The sequence below is a fragment of the Cupriavidus pinatubonensis genome, assembly GCF_019602855.1.
Classification (GTDB): Bacteria; Pseudomonadota; Gammaproteobacteria; order Burkholderiales; family Burkholderiaceae; genus Cupriavidus; species Cupriavidus pinatubonensis.
The window spans coordinates 3,561,805-3,583,311 of sequence record NZ_CP080767.1; the positions used below are offsets into that span (position 1 = coordinate 3,561,805).

Here is a 21,507-nt window from a genome sequence, read left to right on the forward strand (position 1 = left end):
GAATTGCCGGTGACCGTGACGGACGGTGGGCTTATGAAGCGCGTCCCGTTACCGGGTACGACGCTGAAAGCATGTACAGAGCGCAACCGAAATGTGTCTTATGCGACATTTCTGTCGAGCAAAACGAAAACCTGCCGCATCAAATGCAGCAGGTCAACGCGCGATACTACCATATCCAAAACCAGCAGGTAAACCCGCCGGCTCGGACACGCCAACGCTTAGATACGACGGCGCTTCGGCGGACGGCAGCCGTTGTGCGGAATCGGCGTGACGTCTTCGATGATCGCGATCTTGATGCCCAGCGCGTTCAGTGCGCGGACAGCCGACTCACGACCCGGGCCCGGGCCCTTGATGCGCACTTCCAGGTTCTTGATACCCTGGTCTTGCGCCACACGGCCGGCGTTCTCGGCAGCGACCTGGGCAGCGAACGGGGTCGACTTGCGCGAACCCTTGAAGCCCTGGCCACCAGCGGTCGCCCACGACAGGGCGTTGCCCTGACGGTCGGTGATCGTGATGATGGTGTTGTTGAACGAAGCGTGGACGTGCGCAATGCCGTCGGCAACGTTCTTCTTGACCTTCTTACGCGCGCGAGCGGCGTTATTCGGACCTTTTGCCATTAGTTTCTTCCTCTGCCTTCGGCTTTACTTCTTCAGAGCCACGCCGGCCTTGCGCGGACCCTTGCGGGTACGGGCATTGGTGCGGGTACGCTGGCCACGGAGCGGCAGGCCCTTGCGGTGACGCATGCCACGATAGCAACCAAGGTCCATCAGACGCTTGATGTTCATCGTGGTTTCACGACGCAGGTCACCCTCGACGGTCACCTTGCCCACTTCGTCACGAAGCTTTTCCAGGTCGGCGTCGGTCAGATCCTTGACCTTCTTGTCAAACGGTACACCGGTGGCCTCGCAAATCTTGCGAGCGCGCGAGCGGCCGACACCATAAATGGCCGTCAGGCCGATTTCGGTGTGCTTGTGGTTCGGGATGTTAACCCCTGCGATACGTGCCATTCGTCAATCCTCTTTCCGATTAGCCTTGGCGTTGCTTGTGGCGGGGATCCGACGAGCAGATCACGCGCACGACACCGTTGCGCTTGATGATTTTGCAGTTGCGGCAAATGCGCTTAACAGAAGCCAGCACTTTCATAATTTTCCTCTTCCTTCAATTCCTGTTCGCTCACTTCGTCCGGAAGACGATCCGTGCGCGCCATACCTTGTCTGTACCGATCTGAATCAGCGCAGGGTCAGGTTGCCCTTAAAGTTCGCCTTCTTCAGCAGCGATTCATACTGCTGCGACATGACGTAGGACTGCACCTGAGCCATGAAGTCCATCGTGACGACCACGATGATCAGCAGCGAGGTTCCGCCAAAATAGAACGGAACGTTCCAGCGCAGCACCAGGAATTCCGGCAACAGGCAGACCAGTGTGATGTAGATCGCACCAGCCAGCGTCAGGCGCACCAGAATCTTGTCGATGTAGCGCGTCGTCTGCTCGCCCGGACGAATGCCCGGAATGAAGGCACCGCTTTTCTTCAGGTTGTCCGCCACTTCCCGGCTGTTGTAAACCAGAGCCGTGTAGAAGAAGCAGAAAAATACAATCGCAGCCGCATACAGCAGGATATACACCGGCTGTCCCGGCGACAGCGTGGCAGCCAGGTCCTTGACGAACCGGCCGACCGCACCCGTCGACTGAGACGTGAACCAGCCCGCAATCGTCGCCGGGAACAGGATGATCGACGATGCGAAGATCGGCGGAATCACCCCTGCCATGTTCAGCTTCAGCGGCAGGTGCGACGACTGACCGCCGTACACCTTGTTGCCGACCTGACGCTTGGCATAGTTCACCAGGATCTTGCGCTGGCCACGCTCGACGAACACCACGGCGAAGGTCACACCGATCACGATCGCGACGATCAGGATCGCTGCGATGATGCTCATGGAACCCGTACGAACCAGTTCGAACAGTCCGCCGATCGCGTTGGGCAAGCCCGCTGCGATACCGCCGAAAATGATGATCGAGATGCCGTTGCCCAGACCACGCTCGGTGATCTGCTCACCCAGCCACATCAGGAACATCGTGCCGGTCACCAGCGTGATCACCGCCGTGGCCCGGAACATCAGGCCCGGATCGATCACCAGCCCCGGTTGCGACTCCAGCGCGACCGCGATCGACAGCGCCTGGAACGTGGCCAGAACCACGGTGCCATAACGCGTGTACTGCGTGATCTTGCGCTGACCTGCCTGCCCTTCCTTCTTCAGCGACTCCAGCTGCGGCAGCACGATCGTCAGCAATTGCATGATGATCGACGCCGAGATGTACGGCATGATGCCGAGCGCGAAGACGGTAAAGCGCGACAGCGCCCCGCCCGAGAACAGGTTGAACATCCCGAGGATGCCACCCGACTGACTCTGGAAAAGCTTCGCGAGCTGATCCGGATCGATTCCCGGCACCGGAATGTGTGCGCCGATGCGGTAAACGATCAGGGCCAACACCAGGAACATCAGCCGGCGCTTGAGGTCGCCGTACTTCGCCGTGTTCCTGGCTTGCGCGCTTGCATTGGGTTTCGCCGTGGCCAAACGATGCTCCGACTATGACTGCCTATGCTGCGATGATTGCTGCCGATTTACTCTGCGATCTGGCCGCCAGCGGCTTCGATCGCGGCCTTGGCGCCAGCAGTGGCGCCCAGACCCTTGATCGTCACCTTGCGGGTCAGCTCGCCAGCCTTGATGACCTTGGCGCTCTTCACCAGGTCGCTCACCAGGCCAGCTTGCTTCAGGACCAGCAGATCGACTTCGGCCGCTTCCAGGCGCTCGATATCACGCAGCGAGACTTCGGCCGTGAAGGCCTTGGTCAGCGACGTGAAGCCGCGCTTCGGCAGACGACGATACAGCGGCATTTGACCGCCTTCGAAGCCCACCTTGTGGAAGCCGCCCGAACGCGACTTCTGACCCTTGTGACCGCGACCGGCGGTCTTGCCCAGGCCGGAGCCGATACCGCGGCCGACGCGACGCTTGGCGTGCTTCGAACCGGCAGCCGGTTTCAGGTTGTTCAGTTGCATCTTGCTCTCCAAGTCCCGATCAGGCCAGAACCTTGACCAGGTACGAGACCTTGTTGATCATGCCGCGCACGGCGGGCGTGTCCTGCAGCTCCGACACCGAGTTGATGCGGCGCAGGCCCAGGCCACGCACGGTGGCGCGATGATCCTCGCGCGTGCCGATCAGGCTGCGCACGAGTTGCACTTTTACGGTTTTCTGCGACATTGCGTTCACCTTAACCCAGGATGTCTTCGACCGACTTGCCACGCTTCGCAGCGATCTCGCTCGGCGTGCTCATCTTCTGAAGGCCGTCCAGCGTGGCGCGAACCATGTTGTACGGGTTGGTGGAGCCGTGCGACTTGGTCACCACGTTGGTGACACCCATCACTTCGAAGATCGCGCGCATCGGGCCGCCGGCGATCACGCCGGTACCTTCCTTGGCGGGCATCATCAGCACCTTGGCGGCGCCATGCTTGCCAACGACTTCGTGTTGCAGCGTGCCGTTCTTCAGCGAGACCTTGACCATCTTGCGACGGGCTTCGTCCATTGCCTTCTGAACGGCAACCGGCACTTCCTTGGCCTTGCCCTTGCCCATGCCGATGCGGCCATCGCCGTCACCAACCACGGTCAGCGCAGCGAAACCGAGAATCCGGCCACCCTTCACCACCTTGGTGACACGGTTGACCGAGATCATCTTCTCGCGGAGGCCGTCGTCGCGTTCGTCCTGTTGGACTTTTGCTTGCATCTTTGCCATGACGTATCTCTCTCTATGCGCTTAGAACTTCAGGCCAGCTTCGCGGGCGGCGTCTGCCAGGGCCTTCACGCGGCCATGGAAACGGAAGCCGGCGCGATCGAATGCGACGGTTTCCACGCCGGCAGCCTTCGCCTTTTCGGCGATGCGCTTGCCCACGACGGTAGCGGCAGCGGCGGTAGCGCCCTTGCCATCCAGTTCCTTGCGCACTTCCACCTCGGCGGTCGAAGCCGAAGCCAGCACCTTGGTGCCGCACTCGGAGAAGACCTGGGCGTAAATATGCGAATTCGTACGGAACACGGTCAGACGATTGACTTTCATCTCCGCGATCTTGGCGCGGGTCTGACGTGCACGGCGCAAACGAGCGTCTTTCTTGTTCATCATTGCACCCCTTACTTCTTCTTGGTTTCCTTCAGGATGACGCGCTCGTCGCTGTAACGCACACCCTTGCCCTTGTAGGGCTCAGGCGGGCGGTACGCGCGGACTTCCGCGGCAACCTGACCGACTTTCTGCTTGTCCGCACCCTTGATGATGATCTCGGTCTGCGTCGGCGTTTCCGCCTTCACGCCTTCCGGCATCTCATGGATCACGTCGTGCGAGAAACCAAGCTGGAGCTTCAGCGCAGCACCTTGCAGCTGGGCACGGTAGCCCACGCCGACCAGGTTCAGCTTGCGCTCGAAACCGGTGGTCACGCCCTTGACCATGTTTGCCGCCAGGGCGCGCATGGTGCCTTGCAGGGCGTTTGCTTCACGCGATTCGTCGGCCGGAGCGAAAGTCAGCGTGTCGTTTTCGACGTTGACCTTGACCAGGCTGTGAATCGGTTGCGACAGCGTACCGAGCGGGCCCTTCACGGAGAGCACGCCAGCTGCCACGTTCACTTCCGCGCCCTTGGGGAGCGCGATGGGAGCCTTACCTACACGGGACATGGTTCTCTCCTTAAGCGACGTAGCAGAGAACTTCGCCACCCACACCCGTGGCACGTGCCTTGCGGTCGGTCATCAGACCCTGCGGGGTCGAGATGATCGCGACGCCGAGGCCGTTCATCACTTGGGGGATGTCGCTGCGGCCCTTGTACACGCGCAGGCCGGGCTTCGAGACGCGCTCAATGCGCTCGATGACCGGACGGCCGGCGTAGTACTTCAGGCCGATGCTCAGTTGTGCCTTGCCGCCATCTTCCTGGACGGCGTAGTCGTCGATGTAGCCTTCGTCCTTCAGGACCTTGGCGATTGCCACTTTCAGCTTCGACGACGGCATGACAACCGACGCCTTCTGCACGCCTTGGGCGTTGCGGATGCGCGTCAGCATATCGGCGATAGGATCGCTCATGCTCATACTGTTTCTCCTGTAGCCTGTGCGTAATTACCAGCTGGCTTTCGTCAGACCCGGGATTTCGCCCTTGAAGGCGATTTCGCGGATCTTGTTACGCGCCAGGCCAAACTTGCGGAAGGTACCGCGGGGACGACCGGTGATCGCGCAGCGGTTACGCTGGCGAGTCGGGTTCGCGTTGCGCGGGAGCTGTTGCAGCTCGAGACGCGCCATGTAACGCTCTTCTTCCGACTTTTCTTGGTCGTCAATAATGGCCTTGAGGGCAGCGCGCTTGGGGGCGAACTTCGCCGCCAGCTTGGCGCGCTTCTTCTCACGTTCAATCAGAGCCAGTTTAGCCACGGTTACCCCTTAATTGCGGAACGGGAACTTGAACGCACCGAGGAGTGCCTTGGCTTCCTCGTCGTTCTTTGCCGTCGTCGTGATGCTGATGTTCAGACCACGCAGTGCGTCGATCTTGTCGTACTCGATTTCGGGGAAAATGATCTGCTCTTTCACACCGATGTTGTAGTTGCCACGACCGTCAAACGAACGGCCCGACACACCACGGAAGTCACGCACGCGCGGCAGGGCCACGGTCACGAAACGATCGAGGAATTCGAACATGCGCTCGCCGCGCAGGGTCACCATCGCACCGATGGGGTAGCCCTGACGGATCTTGAAGCCAGCGATAGCCTTCTTGGCCTTCGTCACCACCGGCTTCTGGCCAGCGATCTTGGTCAGGTCGCCGACAGCGTTTTCAATGATCTTCTTGTCATTGATCGCTTCGCCAAGGCCCATGTTCAGGGTGATCTTGGTGATGCGCGGCACTTCCATGACCGACTTGTAACCGAACTGCTCGATCAGCTTCGGCACAACCTTTTCTTTGTAAAACTCTTGCAGACGTGCTGCCATGCTCAACTCCTATACGTGCCCAGAATCAAGCTGCCACGACGGCGCCGGTGGTCTTCAGCACGCGCACGCGCTTGCCGTCTTCCACCTTGATGCCGACGCGCGACGGCTTGCCATTGGCATCCACGAGCGCAACGTTGGAAATATGCAGCGGCATGACCTTGTCGACCACACCACCAGTGGTGCCCAGCATCGGGTTCGGGCGAGCGTGCTTCTTGGCAACGTTCACGCCTTCCACTGCAACCTTGTCGCCGAGCACGGCTTGCACGGTACCGCGCTTGCCCTTGTCTTTGCCGGTCAGGACGATGACTTCGTCGCCTTTGCGAATCTTGTTCATGGCGGCTCCTTACAGCACTTCCGGAGCGAGCGACACGATCTTCATGAAGCGCTCGGTACGGAGTTCACGAGTCACCGGCCCGAAGATACGGGTGCCGATCGGCTCGAGCTTGTTGTTCAGCAGGACAGCGGCGTTACCGTCGAACTTGACGAGCGAGCCATCCGCGCGACGCACGCCCTTGGCGGTGCGCACGACGACGGCGTTGTAGATATCGCCCTTCTTCACACGGCCGCGCGGAGCTGCGTCCTTGACGGTCACTTTGATGATGTCGCCAACGCTCGCGTAGCGGCGCTTGGACCCACCCAGGACCTTGATGCACAGCACTTCGCGCGCACCAGTGTTATCGGCCACTTCGAGCCGGCTTTCTGTCTGAATCATGGTGTTTGTCTTCCCAACTTAATCCGCCAGGTGTCAGAAACGCCTGCCGGTCAGTCTTGGTCCCGTCGGTTCCGGCTTTGCGCCATCCCCGTATGGGTTGATCAACTTTGAAGTCGGTAGGAATCAGGCAATCTCGACAACATCTCGAGGCCACTTGACCCTGGCTCGCTCTCCAGGCCGCCCGGGTGATACTGCATTGGCGGACGCAACAAAGCGGAAGTCCAGGATTATAGCTACATAATCCTGGACTTGCAAGTCAGACTAAGAACGTGTTGTTCTTAGATGACGCGTGCAGCCTCTACCAGCCGGGAAACCACCCAGGACTTGGTCCGCGACAGCGGACGGCCTTCCTGGATTTCGACCTTGTCGCCTTCCTTGTACTGGTTGGCTTCGTCGTGTGCGTGGTACTTCTTCGAACGCAGCACGTACTTGCCGTACAGAGGATGCTTGACGCGGTTTTCCACCAAGACCGTAACGGTCTTGTCCATCTTGTCGCTTACCACACGACCGACGAGGGTGCGGCGAAGCGACGTTTCCGTTTTTGCAGCTTCAGTCATTTCGCGTTCGCCTTCTCAGTCAGCACGGTTTGCACTCGCGCGATGTCCTTGCGAACCTTCTTCAGCTGGCTGGTGTTCTGCAGCTGTTGAGTCGCCTTTTGCATGCGCAGGCTAAATTGGGCCTTCAGCAGCTCGGAGAGCTCCTGGTTCAGGCCTGCGGCGTCCTTGCCGCGAAGTTCGGATGCTTTCATCCCTGCTCTCCTTACGTCCCGACCTGGCGCACCACGAAATTGGTGGCGATCGGCAGCTTGGCAGCCGCGAGGCGGAACGCCTCGCGTGCCAGATCTTCACTCACGCCATCCATCTCATAGAGCATCTTGCCCGGCTGGATTTCAGCCACGTAGTACTCCGGATTGCCCTTACCGTTACCCATACGGACTTCAGCGGGCTTCTTCGAGATCGGCTTGTCCGGGAAGATCCGGATCCAGATGCGGCCGCCACGCTTGATGTGACGGGTCATCGCACGACGTGCCGACTCGATCTGACGAGCCGTCAGGCGGCCACGGCCCATGGCCTTCAGGCCGAATTCGCCGAAAGACACGGCGTTACCACGGGTAGCTTTACCCGTGTTGCGGCCCTTCTGCTCCTTGCGGTATTTTCTGCGCTTAGGTTGCAGCATCGTTATTCTCCACTCTTCGCATCGCCAGGCGCAGCGCGGCGACCGGCACCGGCGCCACCGCGACGGTTGCCACCCGGGCGACCTTCGCCTTCACGGCGACGGCCTTCCGGACGACCCGGACGACGACGACGGTCGTCTTGCGGCTCTTCCACCACCGGCGCGTCATTGCGGCCGAGGTGATCACCCTTGTAGACCCACACCTTGACACCGATGATGCCGTAGGTGGTTTCTGCTTCGGAGAAGCCGTAGTCGATGTCGGCGCGCAGGGTGTGCAGGGGCACACGGCCTTCGCGGTACCACTCGGTACGTGCGATTTCGATACCGTTCAGACGGCCCGAGCTCATGATCTTGATACCCTGGGCGCCCAGGCGCATCGCGTTCTGCATCGCACGCTTCATGGCGCGGCGGAACATGATACGGCGCTCGAGCTGCTGGGTGATCGAATCGGCGATCAGCTGAGCATCGGTTTCCGGCTTGCGGATTTCCTCGATGTTCACGTGCACGGGCACGCCCATGCGACGCTGCAGTTCAGCCTTGAGCAGTTCGATGTCCTCACCCTTCTTGCCGATCACCACTCCCGGACGCGAGCTGTAAATGGTGATACGTGCGTTACGGGCCGGACGCTCGATGACCACGCGGCCAACCGATGCGTTCTTGAGCTTCTTCTTCAGGAAGTCGCGAACTTCGATGTCTTCCTTCAGCATGCCGGCGAACTTCGTATTGTTGGCGTACCAACGCGAAGCCCAGTTACGGCTGACGGCCAGACGGAAGCCAGTCGGATGAATCTTCTGTCCCATCGTGACTCCTTAGTTGCCGAGCGTCACAGTGATGTGACAGGTTTGTTTCTCGATGCGGTTGCCGCGGCCCTTCGCCCGTGCGGTGAAGCGCTTGAGCGAGGTTGCCTTGTCGACGAAGATCGATTTGACCTTCAGTTCGTCGATATCGGCGCCTTCGTTGTGCTCGGCGTTGGCGATGGCCGATTCGACCACCTTCTTCACGATCCCGGCAGCCTTTTTCGGGCTGAACGTCAGGACATTGAGCGCGCGCTCGATCGGCAGACCACGGATCTGGTCAGCGACCAGGCGCGTCTTCTGGGCGGAGATGCGGGCACCGCGATGAATCGCTTTCACTTCCATGATGGCACCTTACCTCTTCGCTTTCTTGTCAGCCGCGTGGCCCTTGAACGTGCGGGTGAGCGCAAATTCGCCGAGCTTGTGGCCAACCATGTTTTCCGTCACATACACCGGCACGTGTTGACGGCCGTTGTGCACGGCGATCGTCAGGCCGATGAATTCCGGCATGATGGTCGAGCGGCGCGACCACGTCTTGATGGGCTTCTTGTCCTTGCCGCCTACGGCCGCTTCCACCTTCTTCAGCAGGTGGGCGTCGCAGAACGGACCCTTTTTAGCGGAACGAGTCATATCTTTAGCTCCTACCTACCGATTAACGCTTGTGGCGCTTCTGGACGATCATGCTGTCCGTGCGCTTGTTGCTGCGGGTGCGGTAGCCCTTGGCCGGGGTACCCCACGGCGAAACCGGATCGCGACCAGCAGCGGTCTTGCCCTCACCACCACCGTGCGGGTGGTCGACCGGGTTCATCACGACACCACGGACGGTCGGGCGGATACCGCGCCAACGGGTTGCACCGGCCTTGCCGATAACGCGCAGGCTGTGCTCTTCGTTGCCAACTTCACCGATGGTGGCGCGGCACTCGATGTGCACGCGGCGCACTTCACCGGAGCGCAGGCGAACCTGAGCGTACAGGCCTTCGCGGGCCAGCAGCACGGCGGAGCCGCCAGCAGCACGAGCGACCTGAGCACCCTTGCCCGGCAGGATTTCCACGTTGTTGATCGTGGTACCAACCGGAATGTTGCGGATCGGCAGGTTGTTGCCAGCCTTGATCGGGGCTTCAGCGCCGTTCAGCAGTGCCTGGCCAGCAACCATGCCCTTGGTGGCGATGATGTAGCGGCGCTCGCCGTCGGCGAACAGCACCAGCGCGATATTGGCGCTGCGGTTCGGATCGTATTCCAGGCGCTCGACCTTGGCGGCGATGCCGTCCTTGTCGTTGCGCTTGAAGTCGACCACGCGGTAGTGGTGCTTATGACCACCGCCCTTATGGCGGGTGGTGATATGACCGTTGTTGTTACGACCCGACTTCTGGAATTGCTTTTCCAGCAGCGGAGCGTGCGGGGCGCCCTTGTGAAGGTCCTTGTTGACGACCTTCACCATCGAGCGACGACCCGGGGACGTCGGCTTGGTCTTGACGAGTGCCATGATTACTTGGCCTCCGCTTCAAAATTGATTTCCTGACCCGGCTTCAGCGAAACGTAGGCCTTCTTCACGTGGTTGCGACGCCCCATGAAGCGACCGAAGCGCTTTTGCTTGCCCTTCTGGTTCAGGATCTGAACGGACTGCACCTCGACCTTGAACAGCAGTTCGACGGCGGCCTTCACTTCTGCCTTATTGGCATCGCGAGCGACTTCGAACACGACTTGTTCATTCTTGTCGGCGACCAGGGTTGCCTTTTCGGAAACCACCGGCGCGAGCAGCACCTGCATCAAACGATGATCGTTCTTGGCTACTTGCGTCATTTCAGCAACTCCTCGATCTGCGCGACAGCTGCCTTGGTCACCAGCACTTTCTTGTAGTGCACGAGCGACAGCGGGTCAGCCTGGCGCGGCTCGACAACTGCCACGTGCGGCAGGTTGCGCGAAGCCAGGTAGAGGTTTTCGTCGAGGCTGTCGGTGATGATCAGCACCGAGTCCAGGCCCATGGCCTTGAACTTGTCGGCCAAGAGCTTGGTCTTGGGCGCGTCGACGGTGAAACCGTCCACCACATTGATACGGCCTTCACGTGCGAGCTGCGAGTAAATCGAGCGCATGCCGGCACGGAACATCTTCTTGTTGACCTTCTGGCTGAAGTTCTCTTCCGGCGAATTCGGGAAGATACGGCCGCCCCCGCGCCACAGCGGCGAGGAAGACATACCGGCACGAGCACGGCCCGTACCCTTCTGGCGCCACGGCTTCTTGGTCGTGTGCTTGACCTCTTCACGATCCTTCTGCTTACGGTTGCCGCTGCGAGCGTTGGCCTGGTAAGCGACGACGATCTGGTGAACGAGGGCTTCGTTGTAGTCACGGCCGAACACTTCGGGCGAGGCTGCAACGCCTGCACCGACTTGGCCATTGTCCTGGAGGAGCTTGAGTTCCATTACATGCGCTCCTTAAGCTTTGGCTTTGGCCTTGACGGCCGGGGTAACGATGACCTTGCCGTTCTTCGAACCCGGGATGGCGCCCTTGACCAGCAGCAGCTTGCGCTCTGCGTCGATCTTGGCGATTTCCAGGTTCTGCACGGTGCGGGTGACATCGCCCAGGTGACCGGTCATGCGCTTGCCCGGGAACACACGGCCCGGATCCTGCGCCATACCGATCGAGCCCGGCACGTTGTGCGAGCGCGAGTTACCGTGCGTGGCACGGCCGGAGGCGAAGTGGTAGCGCTTGATGGTACCGGCGTAGCCCTTACCGATGGTCACGCCCTGCACGTCGATCTTCTGACCGACTTCGAACAGGTCGACCGACAGCGAACCGCCAGTTTGCAGTTCGGCAGCCTTGGCTGCATCGATACGGAATTCGCGGATGATTTCGCCGGCTTCCACGCCGGCTTTGGCGAGGTGACCCGCCAGCGGCTTGGTAACGCGGCTTGCGCGTCGTGCGCCGAAGGTGACTTGAACGGCGGTGTAACCGTCGGTCTCGTCCGTCTTGATTTGCGTCACGCGGTTGTCGCCGACCTCGACCACGGTAACGGGAATCGAATCACCGTCGTCCGTGAAAATACGGGTCATGCCAACCTTGCGACCTACAAGGCCAAGGCTCATGGTTTGCTCCATTCCCAGCTGCGATTGGCCGGGGCTGATTGATACACGAAAACTGTGTTTGCGCTGATGCGCGTTTGCGTTTTCACGCTTGCGTTTTCACGCGATTGGGCGCGCTGAAGAGGACTGCGCACGGCCAAAACGGCCAACCCACCTACCCAGAGACACGGGTAGCCTTACACTATAACCCAGTGCTTTTGGAAGGGCAAGCTGAATTGTCGATTCCGGCGGGGACTTCCTGCGGCGATCGTCGGATTCCGTGAAATTGCGGCGCGAAGCCGACTTGCGGCGGCGCGATGGCCGCCGAAGCGTTCAAAGTCATGCCCCGTTCACTGGCGCTCGCTCTCGCTCCACCGCGCCATCAGCGTGTTAGACGGCTGTGTTTCGTCCAGCAGCTTGCGCGCGGTCTCCACGCCTGCCACCGGCAAACCCTTGGGGTCGAGCCAGCCGATCTGCACGAGCACGCTGGCCTGATCCCAGTAGATGTGCTCGTGGTAGAGCTTGTCCCCGCGGAACTTGACAATCGCGATCAGCGGGATCTCCACGCGCTTGCCGGTCGGCGGCACGCCGGGCAGCATCCAGTCGATCTCGCAAGTATGGGTGAAGCAGAACAGCATCTCGTCGACCACCTGGCTCGCGCCGATCGTGCGCGACAGCGGGATCAGCGTGGTGTCAGGCGGATTGCTGTGGACGAAGTGGTGCTGGTAGAAGCGCTTGAGCTGGCGGTAGCCCACGCCTCCGGTCATCGTCGGGATGTGGTTGACGTAGGGCTCGGGCACCATCGTTGCCATGGTGGCATCGACATCGCGCGTGGCGAATTCGTGCTCGCAGTGCTTGTCCCATAGCGCGGAGAAGTCGTAGTGCGGGCCCATCTCGCTGCGGTACGCCGCGATGGAGCGCTGGTGCGCCATCAGTGCCGACGCCTTGTCGAAGTGCTCGCCGCCAACGCGCGCGAAGGCGTGGTCCATGCCAGGATAGACGTACAGTTCGATGCTGGGCCGGCCGCCCAGCGCTTCACGAATCTGCGCCTGCGCTTCGGGTGGGCAAAAGCCATCTCGTTCGGCAATATGCAGCACGAGCCGTCCTCGGATATTGTCCGCCTCGTCCAGCGCCCGTTCGATGCCGACGCCATAGTAGCCGACGGCACAAGCCACGCCGGGCAACCGGCACGCCGCCAGGTAGGCCAGCTTGCCACCCAGGCAGAAGCCAAGCACACCGGTCTGGCCGACGCATTCTGGCCGTGCGCGCAGTGCATCAAGCGCGGCGCCCACATCCTGCACGCCCTTGTCCTCGTCGAACTGCTGATATAGCCCTAGCGCCCGCTGGAAGTCCTCGCCTCGGTCCGTCAGCTCGATTCCGGGCGCAATACGCCAGAACAAGTCCGGCACCAGCACCGTGTAGCCTTCCTCGGCGTAGTAGTCCGCTACTTGCCGCATCGTGGCATTGACCCCGAAGATCTCCTGGCATAACACGATGCCGGGGCCCTTGCCTGCCGCCGGGATGGCGAGATAGCCGCTGAAACTGCCATCCTGGGTCTGGATCTGGATAGTCTGGCCCATGCCTGTCGCTCCTTTAAGTTCCATAGGTTCTGTGGGGACTGCCGCAGCGAGCGCTTCCGCTGCTGCCTGCATGATGGCAGACCCGCACCGCGACATGGACGGCTCAGTGCGGAATATCGGGGGAGTGTCTGACGCAGAGATTGAGCCAGTACTGGAAAGGCAAATCGGCACAAGTCCCTTACCGGGCCCCAAAAACAAAAACGGCGAACCGAAGTTCGCCGTTTTTTCTGCAGCAGGCCGCGATGCGGCCGGAAGCATGATTACACCTTGATCTCGACGTCCACGCCGGCCGGCAGGTCGAGCTTCATCAGCGCGTCGACGGTCTTGTCGGTCGGGTCGACGATGTCCATCAGGCGCTGGTGAGTGCGGATCTCGAACTGATCGCGGCTGGTCTTGTTGACGTGCGGCGAACGCAGGATGTCGAAGCGCTGGATGCGGGTCGGCAGGGGCACCGGGCCCTTGACGATCGCGCCGGTACGCTTGGCGGTATCCACGATTTCGGCGGCCGACTGGTCGATCAGGCGGTAGTCGAAAGCCTTCAGGCGGATACGGATCTTCTGGTTCTGCATGATATTTCCTTAAAAGAGCGATGGGCAATGTGCCCGGATCAAAGGGGACATGCCTGAAGGCATGCCCCAGGAAGTTACTTAGTCGAGGATCTTGGCCACGACGCCGGCGCCGACGGTACGGCCGCCTTCACGGATAGCGAAGCGCAGACCTTCTTCCATGGCGATCGGGGCGATCAGCTTGACGGTGATCGACACGTTATCACCCGGCATCACCATTTCCTTGTCCGCCGGCAGCTCGATCGAGCCGGTCACGTCGGTGGTACGGAAGTAGAACTGCGGGCGGTAGTTGTTGAAGAACGGGGTGTGACGGCCGCCTTCGTCCTTCGACAGGATGTACACCTCACCGGTGAAGTGGGTGTGCGGCTTGATCGAACCCGGCTTGCACAGCACTTGGCCGCGCTCGACGTCTTCACGCTTGGTACCGCGCAGCAGCAGGCCGACGTTGTCGCCAGCTTGGCCCTGGTCCAGCAGCTTGCGGAACATTTCCACGCCGGTGCAGGTGGTCTTCACGGTCGGGCGGATACCGACGATTTCGATTTCTTCGCCGACCTTGATCACGCCGCGCTCGATACGGCCGGTCACCACGGTGCCACGACCCGAGATCGAGAACACGTCTTCCACCGGCATCAGGAAGGTACCGTCAACGGCACGCTCCGGCGTCGGGATGTAGGTGTCCAGCGCGTCGGCCAGGTTCATGATGGCCACTTCGCCCAGCTCGCCCTTGTCGCCTTCCAGCGCCAGCTTGGCCGAACCCTTGATGATCGGGGTGTCGTCGCCGGGGAATTCGTACTTCGACAGCAGTTCGCGAACTTCCATCTCGACCAGCTCGAGCAGTTCAGCGTCGTCCACCATGTCGCACTTGTTCAGGAACACGATGATGTACGGCACGCCAACCTGGCGGGCCAGCAGGATGTGCTCACGCGTTTGCGGCATCGGGCCGTCAGCGGCCGAGCAAACCAGGATCGCGCCGTCCATCTGGGCGGCACCCGTGATCATGTTCTTCACGTAGTCGGCGTGGCCCGGGCAGTCAACGTGCGCGTAGTGGCGGTTGGCCGTTTCGTATTCGACGTGGGCGGTATTGATGGTAATACCGCGTGCCTTCTCTTCCGGCGCTGCGTCGATTTCGTCGTACTTCTTGGCGGCACCGCCGAACTTCGCTGCCAGCACCGTGGCGATCGCTGCGGTCAGCGTGGTCTTGCCATGGTCAACGTGACCAATCGTACCAACGTTCACGTGCGGCTTAGTCCGCTCGAACTTTTCCTTTGCCATTTCTTAGCTCCTGATAGGAATGCAGTCTTGTTGTTTCATCGCGCCGCCGCACCGGCTGGCGCGGCGGCAAACTTCCAATTACTTGCCCTTGGCCGCCATCACGGCTTCGGCGATGTTCTTCGGTGCCTCAGCGTAGTGCTTGAATTCCATCGTGTACGTGGCGCGGCCTTGCGTGGCCGAGCGCAGCGACGTGGAATAACCGAACATTTCCGACAGCGGGACTTCGGCCTTGATGATCTTGCCGCCGCCCACCATGTCGTCCATGCCCTGCACGATGCCGCGGCGGGACGACAGATCGCCCATCACGGTACCCGTGTAGTCTTCCGGCGTTTCCACTTCCACGGCCATCATCGGCTCGAGCAGAACCGGGCTGGCCTTGCGCATGGCTTCCTTGAAAGCCATCGAGCCGGCCATGCGGAACGCGTTTTCGTTCGAGTCCACATCGTGGTACGAACCGAACGTCAGCGTGACCTTCACGTCCACCACCGGGAAGCCGGCCAGAATACCGGACGGCAGCGTGTCGACAATACCCTTTTCGACCGCCGGGATGTATTCGCGAGGAATCACACCGCCCTTGATGGCGTCGATGAACTCGAAGCCCTTGCCCGGCTCTTGCGGTTCCAGCGTGATCACGGCGTGACCGTACTGGCCGCGGCCGCCCGACTGCTTGACGAACTTGCCCTCGACGCCTTCGGCCGTCTTGCGAATGGTTTCGCGGTAGGCCACCTGCGGCGCGCCGATGTTGGCTTCCACGCCGAATTCGCGCTTCATGCGGTCGACCAGAATTTCGAGGTGGAGCTCGCCCATACCCGAAATGATGGTCTGGCCCGATTCTTCATCGGTACGCACGCGGAACGACGGATCCTCAGCGGCCAGGCGGTTCAGGGCGATGCCCATCTTTTCCTGGTCAGCCTTGGTCTTCGGCTCGACAGCCTGCGAGATCACCGGCTCAGGGAAGATCATGCGCTCGAGCACGATCGGCGCAGCCGGATCGCACAGCGTGTCGCCCGTGGTGGCATCCTTCAGGCCCACCGCAGCGGCGATGTCGCCGGCCAGCACTTCCTTGATTTCTTCGCGCTGGTTGGCGTGCATCTGCAGAATACGGCCCAGACGCTCCTTCTTCTGCTTCACCGGGTTGTACACGGTGTCGCCCGAATTGATCTTGCCCGAGTAGACGCGGAAGAAGATCAGCTGACCAACGAACGGGTCGGTCATGATCTTGAACGCCAGTGCCGAGAACTTTTCGGTGTCGTCAGCCTTGCGCTCGAGCTTCTTCTCGCTGTCGTCCTCGTCCGTGCCCGTAACCGGCGGAATGTCGACCGGCGACGGCAGGAAGTCGATCACGGCGTCGAGCATACGCTGCACGCCCTTGTTCTTGAACGCGGTGCCGCACAGCATCGGCTGGATTTCGCAGGCGATGGTACGGTCACGCAGCGCCTTGACGATCTCGGCGCGGGTCAGCTCTTCGCCGCCCAGGTACTTTTCCATCAGCTCTTCGCTGGCTTCGGCGGCGGACTCGACCATCTTCTCGCGCCATTCGTCAGCGGTGGCTTGCAGTTCGGCCGGGATGTCCTGGTATTCGAACTTCACGCCCTGGCTGGCTTCGTCCCAAATGATCGCCTTCATTTCCAGCAGATCGACGACGCCCTGGAAGCCGTCTTCAGCGCCGATCGGCACTACGACGGGCACCGGGTTGGCCTTCAGGCGGGTCTTCAGCTGGTCGTAGACCTTGAAGAAGTTCGCGCCGGTACGGTCCATCTTGTTGACGAACGCCAGACGCGGCACCTTGTACTTGTTGGCCTGGCGCCAAACGGTTTCCGACTGGGGCTGCACGCCACCCACTGCACAGTAGACCATGCAGGCGCCATCCAGCACGCGCATGGAACGCTCCACCTCAATGGTGAAGTCCACGTGTCCCGGGGTGTCGATGATGTTGAAGCGGTGCTCGGGGTAGTTGCCGCCCATGCCCTTCCAGAAGGCCGTGGTCGCAGCAGACGTGATCGTGATGCCGCGCTCCTGCTCCTGCTCCATCCAGTCCATGGTGGCCGCGCCATCATGCACTTCACCGATCTTGTGGTTCACACCGGTGTAGAACAGGATCCGCTCGGTCGTGGTGGTTTTACCCGCGTCAATGTGAGCCGAAATACCGATGTTACGGTAGCGCTCAATAGGAGTCTTACGAGCCACTTTAATCCTCTATTCGTCCATGAGGCGCAGAAATCTCATGGTCTGCGCCCTTAACACAAACGGGCGAGATGTGTAAAAACACAGCCCGCCCGGCAACCAACAGTGTTTTCGCGCGCTTTAGAAGCGGAAGTGCGAGAACGCCTTGTTGGCTTCGGCCATGCGGTGTACTTCGTCGCGCTTCTTCATTGCGCCGCCACGGCCTTCCGATGCTTCCAGCAGCTCACCTGCCAGGCGCAGCGCCATCGACTTCTCGCTGCGTTTTTTCGCGGCCTCACGCAGCCAGCGCATCGCCAATGCCAAACGACGCGACGGACGGACTTCGACCGGAACCTGATAGTTGGCGCCGCCCACGCGACGGCTCTTCACTTCCACCACCGGCTTCACGTTGTTGATCGCAACGGAGAACACTTCGATGGGGGCCTTGCCTGCCTTCTTTTCGATCTGGTCGAACGCGCCGTACACAATGCGTTCGGCAACCGACTTCTTGCCGTCCAGCATCAGCACGTTCATGAACTTGGCAACTTCAACGTTGCCGAACTTCGGATCAGGCAGAACATCCCGCTTGGGGACTTCACGACGACGTGGCATCTTCTTTCCTTTAGATTCAGTTGAGAGCGCGGTCAGTTGTTCCCGCTCTCCGGCCACCAACTAGCTTGCATGCGATAGACAGCAAATTCGCCGGGTGACCACTTACTCGACGGCACGGCGCACAAAACGCTCCGTTGTACCGCCGCCTGTTGACAGCTGCATGACGAAAACCGCCTGCGGCCATCGCTTGTTGCTTGCTCTGAAAGCTTAGGCAGCCTTCGGACGCTTTGCACCGTACTTCGAACGGGCCTGCTTGCGGTCCTTCACGCCTTGCAGATCCAGCGAACCACGGACGATGTGGTAACGCACACCCGGCAGATCCTTCACACGGCCGCCGCGGATCAGCACGACCGAGTGTTCCTGCAGGTTGTGGCCTTCACCGCCGATGTACGAAATGACTTCGAAACCGTTGGTCAGGCGCACCTTGGCGACCTTACGCAGTGCCGAGTTCGGCTTCTTCGGCGTCGTGGTGTACACGCGGGTGCACACGCCGCGACGCTGCGGGCAGTTCTCAAGCGCCGGGCTCTTGCTCTTGATGACTTCAGAGACGCGCGGCTTGCGAACCAGTTGGTTGATAGTTGGCATTGTTCAATCCAGCTTGGTTTTTACGAAAAACACCCCTCGCACCGGTTTGCACCAGGATGGAGAGGCAGCTACGGGTTTTGGGCGGGAGAGGTGAGCAGACGCGCTCTGAAGACGGGACTGTGCGGTAACAGCATGCCAAAGAGCGCGAGCCGGAACCCGGATCCCGCGTCTGCCGCCGCCGGACTCTCAGAAGTCATCCGGAAGGCTTGCCGGGAGCGGAGCAAAGTCCACATGTCCGACGGGCGAGCGAAATCCAAAGCCAAAAACTCGAATCTGGCATGGTAGCAGCGGAATCGTATACGGTCAAGGCGTATACCCGATCGGCTTACACCCTGCTCAGGGTGTCGACGATCGCCTGCCCATAACGCTCGAGCTTGGATGCACCAATACCGGGAATGCCCTCCATGGCCGACAGCGACCCCGGCGCCGTGCGGGCCAGTTCGGCCAAGGTGGCATCGTGGAAGATCACATAGGCCGGCACGCCGTGCTCGCGTGCGGCCTCGGTGCGCCACCGGCGCAGCGCTTCCCAGTTCGCAAGCGTGTCGGCATCCATATCCGCCGTATGGTCGGTACGCGCGCCGCGCGCAGCGCGCTCGCCAGACTTGCCCGGCTTGGAGGCCTGCCGGCGCAGGATGATCTGGCGCTCGCCCTTCAGCACTTCGCGCGCACCCTCGCCGAGCAGCAGCGCGCCGTGGCCGCCGTGGTCGATCATCAGCCATCCCTGCGCAATCAGCTGCCGGAACACCGTGTGCCATTCGTGGACCGAGCGGTCCTTGCCAATGCCGAAGGTCGAGACCTTGTCATGGCCCCACTGCTTGATCTTCTCCGACGCATTCCCACGCAGCACATCGATCAGGTGGGTGGCGCCGAAGTGCACCCGGCTCGCCTGCGCCGTACGGTACACGCACGACAGCGCCATCTGCGCCTCGCGCGTGCCGTCCCACGTGGCAGGCGGCTCCAGGCACGTGTCGCAATTGCCGCAGGGCTCGCTGGTTTCGTTGAAGTAGGCCAGGATGCGCACGCGCCGGCAGCCTGCGGTTTCGCACAGGCCGAGCAGCGCATCGAGCTTCGACGACGAGACGCGCTTGAACGCGTCGTCGGCCTCGGACTCGTCGATCATGCGTTTCTGCTGGACCACGTCGCCGAGACCATAGGCCATCCAGGCATTGGCAGGCAACCCGTCGCGCCCGGCACGGCCGGTTTCCTGGTAGTACCCCTCCATGCTCTTGGGCAGGTCCAGATGGGCGACGAAACGCACGTCGGGCTTGTCGATGCCCATGCCGAAAGCGATCGTCGCGACCATCACCAGGCCTTCCTCTTCGCGGAAGCGCGCCTGATGGCGCTGACGCGTGCCCGGATCCATGCCAGCGTGGTACGGCAGCGCATTGAGACCATGGCCTTGCAGCCATTCGGCGGTGTCCTCGACCTTCTTGCGCGACAGGCAGTAGACGATGCCGCTGTCATGCGTGCCATCGGCGGCCATGTGCTCCGCCTTGATGAAGGCGAGCAGTTGCTGGCGCGCGTTGTCCTTTTCGACGATCCGGTAGCGGATATTGGGACGGTCGAAGCTCGAGATAAAGACACGTGCATCGTCGAGCGCCAGCCGTTCGATGATCTCGTCGCGCGTCAGCGCATCGGCCGTCGCCGTCAGCGCGATGCGCGGCACATCCGGGAAGCGCTCGTGCAATACCGACAGCTGGATGTACTCCGGCCGGAAATCGTGGCCCCACTGCGACACGCAATGCGCCTCGTCGATCGCGAACAGGCCGACGCGGGCACGTCCGAGGAGATCGAGAAAGCGCGGGGTCATCAACCGCTCGGGCGCGACATAGAGGATTTCGAGCCTGCCAGCCAGCAGATCGCGTTCGACCGCCGAGGCTTCCGAACTGGTCAGCGTCGAATTGAGCACCGAGGCGCGTACGCCGGCCTCGGTCAGCGCCGCAACCTGGTCCTGCATCAACGCGATCAGCGGCGACACCACGATGCCTACGCCCTCGCCTGCGCGCTGGCGCAGCAGCGCCGGAATCTGGTAGCACAACGACTTGCCGCCGCCAGTGGGCATCAGCACCAGGCAGTCGCCGCCCGTCGCGACATGGTCGATGATCTCGCCCTGGCGGCCACGGAAGGCGTGGTAGCCGAATACATCCTTGAGGATCGCCAGTGCTTGCGACATGGACAACGGAATTGCTGAAGCGGAAAAGCCGTAACCATACCACTAAGCAAGCCGCTGACCGCCGCCAAACAACAAACAGTCCGATGTTTCTCACGTCCAACGTTGGCCACACAAAACAAAGCGGCCGGTCAATGCCGGCCGCCGTGTACTTCTCGATTCCTGTCGCCCTACATCATCCGGTGCGCGAAATGTCCGTGCTGCGCATCGGACATGAGGGCCATGAACTGTTCGGTACTCATATGCACGAGTTCCTGGTGGTCACCCGCTTCAAAATAGACGTCCGAATGCGTGAGCAGGCTGTCGTCCAGCCAGGTCTGCATGCCATACGCCATCCCCACTGGAGGAAGCGCGCCGACGTCGCAGTCCCGGAACACTTCGCGCACGCCATCCTCGTGCGCGAGCGACAGCTTGCGGCCCGTCTGCTCACAGATCTCCGACAGCTTCAGGTGGTGGGTGGAAGGGATTACGGCAGCAAGGTAGCCCTTTTCGTCTTCCAGCAAGACCGTTTTGGCCAGACGGTCGCCAGGAATATGCGCCGCGTGGGCGGTAGCCATGCTGCTGAGGCTATACGGGTGACGAACGGTGTCGAACTGGGTCTGCTTCTTGTCCAGGCAGCTCGCCAGCGTGGTAGCCATGGTCATGATTGCAACCTCCGTCGCGATCATCGCGACAGTTATTCGGGGTGCTAAAACTATAGGCCAGCGCACGGGTTGCAGAGGCCTGCCTGCCGCTTTCCAGACGGTTTCTTTTTGCCGCACCGCAACGCCCATCCTGACCTGCGCATTCCCTGTTATCGCGCGGTCACTCCGCATCGCGGACGA

32 protein-coding genes are annotated in these 21,507 nt (G+C 61.2%); all 32 read right to left on the reverse strand.

The window, feature by feature from the left end; translation table 11 throughout:
* Window positions 1-218 precede the first annotated feature (218 nt).
* The 32 genes from rpsK to K2O51_RS29340 all read right to left on the reverse strand — a co-directional run bounded on the left by rpsK (window position 219) and on the right by K2O51_RS29340 (window position 21,327).
* On the reverse strand, window positions 219-617 hold the full coding sequence (gene rpsK / locus K2O51_RS29185; RefSeq protein ID WP_010812376.1) for a 30S ribosomal protein S11: 399 nt from the start codon (window positions 615-617) through the stop codon (window positions 219-221).
* A gap of 24 nt (window positions 618-641) precedes the next feature.
* A complete protein-coding gene (rpsM, locus tag K2O51_RS29190) occupies window positions 642-1,007 on the reverse strand; it encodes a 30S ribosomal protein S13 (protein ID WP_011299299.1) in 366 nt (121 codons plus the stop codon).
* Window positions 1,008-1,026: 19 nt separating this feature from the next.
* Window positions 1,027-1,143 (reverse strand): 50S ribosomal protein L36, encoded by a 117-nt coding sequence (gene rpmJ / locus K2O51_RS29195; RefSeq protein ID WP_008642959.1) that lies wholly within the window; start codon window positions 1,141-1,143, stop codon window positions 1,027-1,029.
* A gap of 86 nt (window positions 1,144-1,229) precedes the next feature.
* On the reverse strand, window positions 1,230-2,573 hold the full coding sequence (gene secY, locus K2O51_RS29200; protein ID WP_011299300.1) for a preprotein translocase subunit SecY: 1,344 nt from the start codon (window positions 2,571-2,573) through the stop codon (window positions 1,230-1,232).
* A gap of 47 nt (window positions 2,574-2,620) precedes the next feature.
* Window positions 2,621-3,055, reverse strand: a complete 435-nt coding sequence (rplO, locus tag K2O51_RS29205; protein WP_011299301.1) for a 50S ribosomal protein L15 — start codon at window positions 3,053-3,055, stop codon at window positions 2,621-2,623.
* Window positions 3,056-3,074: 19 nt separating this feature from the next.
* Window positions 3,075-3,257, reverse strand: coding sequence for a 50S ribosomal protein L30 (rpmD, locus tag K2O51_RS29210; protein WP_010812381.1), 183 nt, complete (start codon window positions 3,255-3,257; stop codon window positions 3,075-3,077).
* 10 nt (window positions 3,258-3,267) lie between these two features.
* Entirely contained in the window at window positions 3,268-3,786 is a 519-nt protein-coding gene (gene rpsE / locus K2O51_RS29215) for a 30S ribosomal protein S5 (protein WP_011299302.1), read from the reverse strand.
* Window positions 3,787-3,807: 21 nt separating this feature from the next.
* Window positions 3,808-4,164, reverse strand: coding sequence for a 50S ribosomal protein L18 (gene rplR / locus K2O51_RS29220; protein WP_010812382.1), 357 nt, complete (start codon window positions 4,162-4,164; stop codon window positions 3,808-3,810).
* 11 nt (window positions 4,165-4,175) lie between these two features.
* Window positions 4,176-4,709 (reverse strand): 50S ribosomal protein L6, encoded by a 534-nt coding sequence (gene rplF / locus K2O51_RS29225; protein ID WP_011299303.1) that lies wholly within the window; start codon window positions 4,707-4,709, stop codon window positions 4,176-4,178.
* Between the two features lie 10 nt (window positions 4,710-4,719).
* A complete protein-coding gene (gene rpsH, locus K2O51_RS29230) occupies window positions 4,720-5,115 on the reverse strand; it encodes a 30S ribosomal protein S8 (RefSeq protein ID WP_010812384.1) in 396 nt (131 codons plus the stop codon).
* 27 nt (window positions 5,116-5,142) lie between these two features.
* Window positions 5,143-5,448, reverse strand: a complete 306-nt coding sequence (gene rpsN, locus K2O51_RS29235; RefSeq protein ID WP_011299304.1) for a 30S ribosomal protein S14 — start codon at window positions 5,446-5,448, stop codon at window positions 5,143-5,145.
* A 9-nt stretch (window positions 5,449-5,457) separates the two neighbouring features.
* Complete coding sequence (gene rplE / locus K2O51_RS29240; RefSeq protein WP_011299305.1) at window positions 5,458-6,000, reverse strand: 50S ribosomal protein L5; 543 nt, start codon at window positions 5,998-6,000, stop codon at window positions 5,458-5,460.
* 25 nt (window positions 6,001-6,025) lie between these two features.
* Entirely contained in the window at window positions 6,026-6,334 is a 309-nt protein-coding gene (gene rplX, locus K2O51_RS29245; protein ID WP_011299306.1) for a 50S ribosomal protein L24, read from the reverse strand.
* A 9-nt stretch (window positions 6,335-6,343) separates the two neighbouring features.
* Window positions 6,344-6,712, reverse strand: coding sequence for a 50S ribosomal protein L14 (gene rplN / locus K2O51_RS29250; RefSeq protein ID WP_006576237.1), 369 nt, complete (start codon window positions 6,710-6,712; stop codon window positions 6,344-6,346).
* A gap of 278 nt (window positions 6,713-6,990) precedes the next feature.
* Window positions 6,991-7,269, reverse strand: coding sequence for a 30S ribosomal protein S17 (gene rpsQ / locus K2O51_RS29255; protein ID WP_011299307.1), 279 nt, complete (start codon window positions 7,267-7,269; stop codon window positions 6,991-6,993).
* Window positions 7,266-7,460 (reverse strand): 50S ribosomal protein L29, encoded by a 195-nt coding sequence (gene rpmC / locus K2O51_RS29260; RefSeq protein ID WP_008642937.1) that lies wholly within the window; start codon window positions 7,458-7,460, stop codon window positions 7,266-7,268. The genes rpsQ and rpmC overlap by 4 nt, the downstream gene beginning before the upstream one ends.
* 11 nt (window positions 7,461-7,471) lie before the next feature.
* Complete coding sequence (gene rplP / locus K2O51_RS29265; protein ID WP_010812391.1) at window positions 7,472-7,888, reverse strand: 50S ribosomal protein L16; 417 nt, start codon at window positions 7,886-7,888, stop codon at window positions 7,472-7,474.
* A gap of 2 nt (window positions 7,889-7,890) precedes the next feature.
* Window positions 7,891-8,685 carry a 30S ribosomal protein S3 gene (rpsC, locus tag K2O51_RS29270; RefSeq protein WP_011299308.1) on the reverse strand — a complete coding sequence of 265 codons (795 nt, stop codon included), beginning with the start codon at window positions 8,683-8,685 and terminating at the stop codon, window positions 7,891-7,893.
* 9 nt (window positions 8,686-8,694) lie between these two features.
* Window positions 8,695-9,024 carry a 50S ribosomal protein L22 gene (rplV, locus tag K2O51_RS29275; RefSeq protein ID WP_010812393.1) on the reverse strand — a complete coding sequence of 110 codons (330 nt, stop codon included), beginning with the start codon at window positions 9,022-9,024 and terminating at the stop codon, window positions 8,695-8,697.
* A gap of 9 nt (window positions 9,025-9,033) precedes the next feature.
* Window positions 9,034-9,309, reverse strand: a complete 276-nt coding sequence (gene rpsS, locus K2O51_RS29280) for a 30S ribosomal protein S19 (RefSeq protein WP_011299309.1) — start codon at window positions 9,307-9,309, stop codon at window positions 9,034-9,036.
* A 22-nt stretch (window positions 9,310-9,331) separates the two neighbouring features.
* The gene (rplB, locus tag K2O51_RS29285; protein ID WP_011299310.1) at window positions 9,332-10,162 is read right to left on the reverse strand and encodes a 50S ribosomal protein L2; all 831 of its coding nucleotides are present in this window, start codon (window positions 10,160-10,162) and stop codon (window positions 9,332-9,334) included.
* Window positions 10,163-10,164: 2 nt separating this feature from the next.
* Window positions 10,165-10,479, reverse strand: a complete 315-nt coding sequence (gene rplW / locus K2O51_RS29290) for a 50S ribosomal protein L23 (RefSeq protein ID WP_006576245.1) — start codon at window positions 10,477-10,479, stop codon at window positions 10,165-10,167.
* The gene (gene rplD / locus K2O51_RS29295; RefSeq protein WP_011299311.1) at window positions 10,476-11,096 is read right to left on the reverse strand and encodes a 50S ribosomal protein L4; all 621 of its coding nucleotides are present in this window, start codon (window positions 11,094-11,096) and stop codon (window positions 10,476-10,478) included. The genes rplW and rplD overlap by 4 nt, the downstream gene beginning before the upstream one ends.
* Before the next feature lie 12 nt (window positions 11,097-11,108).
* A complete protein-coding gene (gene rplC / locus K2O51_RS29300; protein ID WP_011299312.1) occupies window positions 11,109-11,759 on the reverse strand; it encodes a 50S ribosomal protein L3 in 651 nt (216 codons plus the stop codon).
* A gap of 326 nt (window positions 11,760-12,085) precedes the next feature.
* Entirely contained in the window at window positions 12,086-13,315 is a 1,230-nt protein-coding gene (locus K2O51_RS29305) for a dienelactone hydrolase family protein (protein WP_140950919.1), read from the reverse strand.
* 260 nt (window positions 13,316-13,575) lie between these two features.
* Entirely contained in the window at window positions 13,576-13,884 is a 309-nt protein-coding gene (rpsJ, locus tag K2O51_RS29310) for a 30S ribosomal protein S10 (RefSeq protein WP_006160488.1), read from the reverse strand.
* A gap of 78 nt (window positions 13,885-13,962) precedes the next feature.
* The gene (gene tuf, locus K2O51_RS29315) at window positions 13,963-15,153 is read right to left on the reverse strand and encodes an elongation factor Tu (RefSeq protein ID WP_011299314.1); all 1,191 of its coding nucleotides are present in this window, start codon (window positions 15,151-15,153) and stop codon (window positions 13,963-13,965) included.
* A 78-nt stretch (window positions 15,154-15,231) separates the two neighbouring features.
* Entirely contained in the window at window positions 15,232-17,340 is a 2,109-nt protein-coding gene (gene fusA, locus K2O51_RS29320; protein ID WP_011299315.1) for an elongation factor G, read from the reverse strand.
* 117 nt (window positions 17,341-17,457) lie between these two features.
* On the reverse strand, window positions 17,458-17,928 hold the full coding sequence (gene rpsG, locus K2O51_RS29325) for a 30S ribosomal protein S7 (protein ID WP_010810459.1): 471 nt from the start codon (window positions 17,926-17,928) through the stop codon (window positions 17,458-17,460).
* A gap of 207 nt (window positions 17,929-18,135) precedes the next feature.
* A complete protein-coding gene (gene rpsL, locus K2O51_RS29330; RefSeq protein ID WP_006576501.1) occupies window positions 18,136-18,513 on the reverse strand; it encodes a 30S ribosomal protein S12 in 378 nt (125 codons plus the stop codon).
* A 325-nt stretch (window positions 18,514-18,838) separates the two neighbouring features.
* The gene (gene recQ / locus K2O51_RS29335; RefSeq protein WP_011299316.1) at window positions 18,839-20,686 is read right to left on the reverse strand and encodes a DNA helicase RecQ; all 1,848 of its coding nucleotides are present in this window, start codon (window positions 20,684-20,686) and stop codon (window positions 18,839-18,841) included.
* 167 nt (window positions 20,687-20,853) lie between these two features.
* Complete coding sequence (locus K2O51_RS29340; RefSeq protein WP_011299317.1) at window positions 20,854-21,327, reverse strand: aminoacyl-tRNA deacylase; 474 nt, start codon at window positions 21,325-21,327, stop codon at window positions 20,854-20,856.
* Window positions 21,328-21,507: the final 180 nt, after the last annotated feature.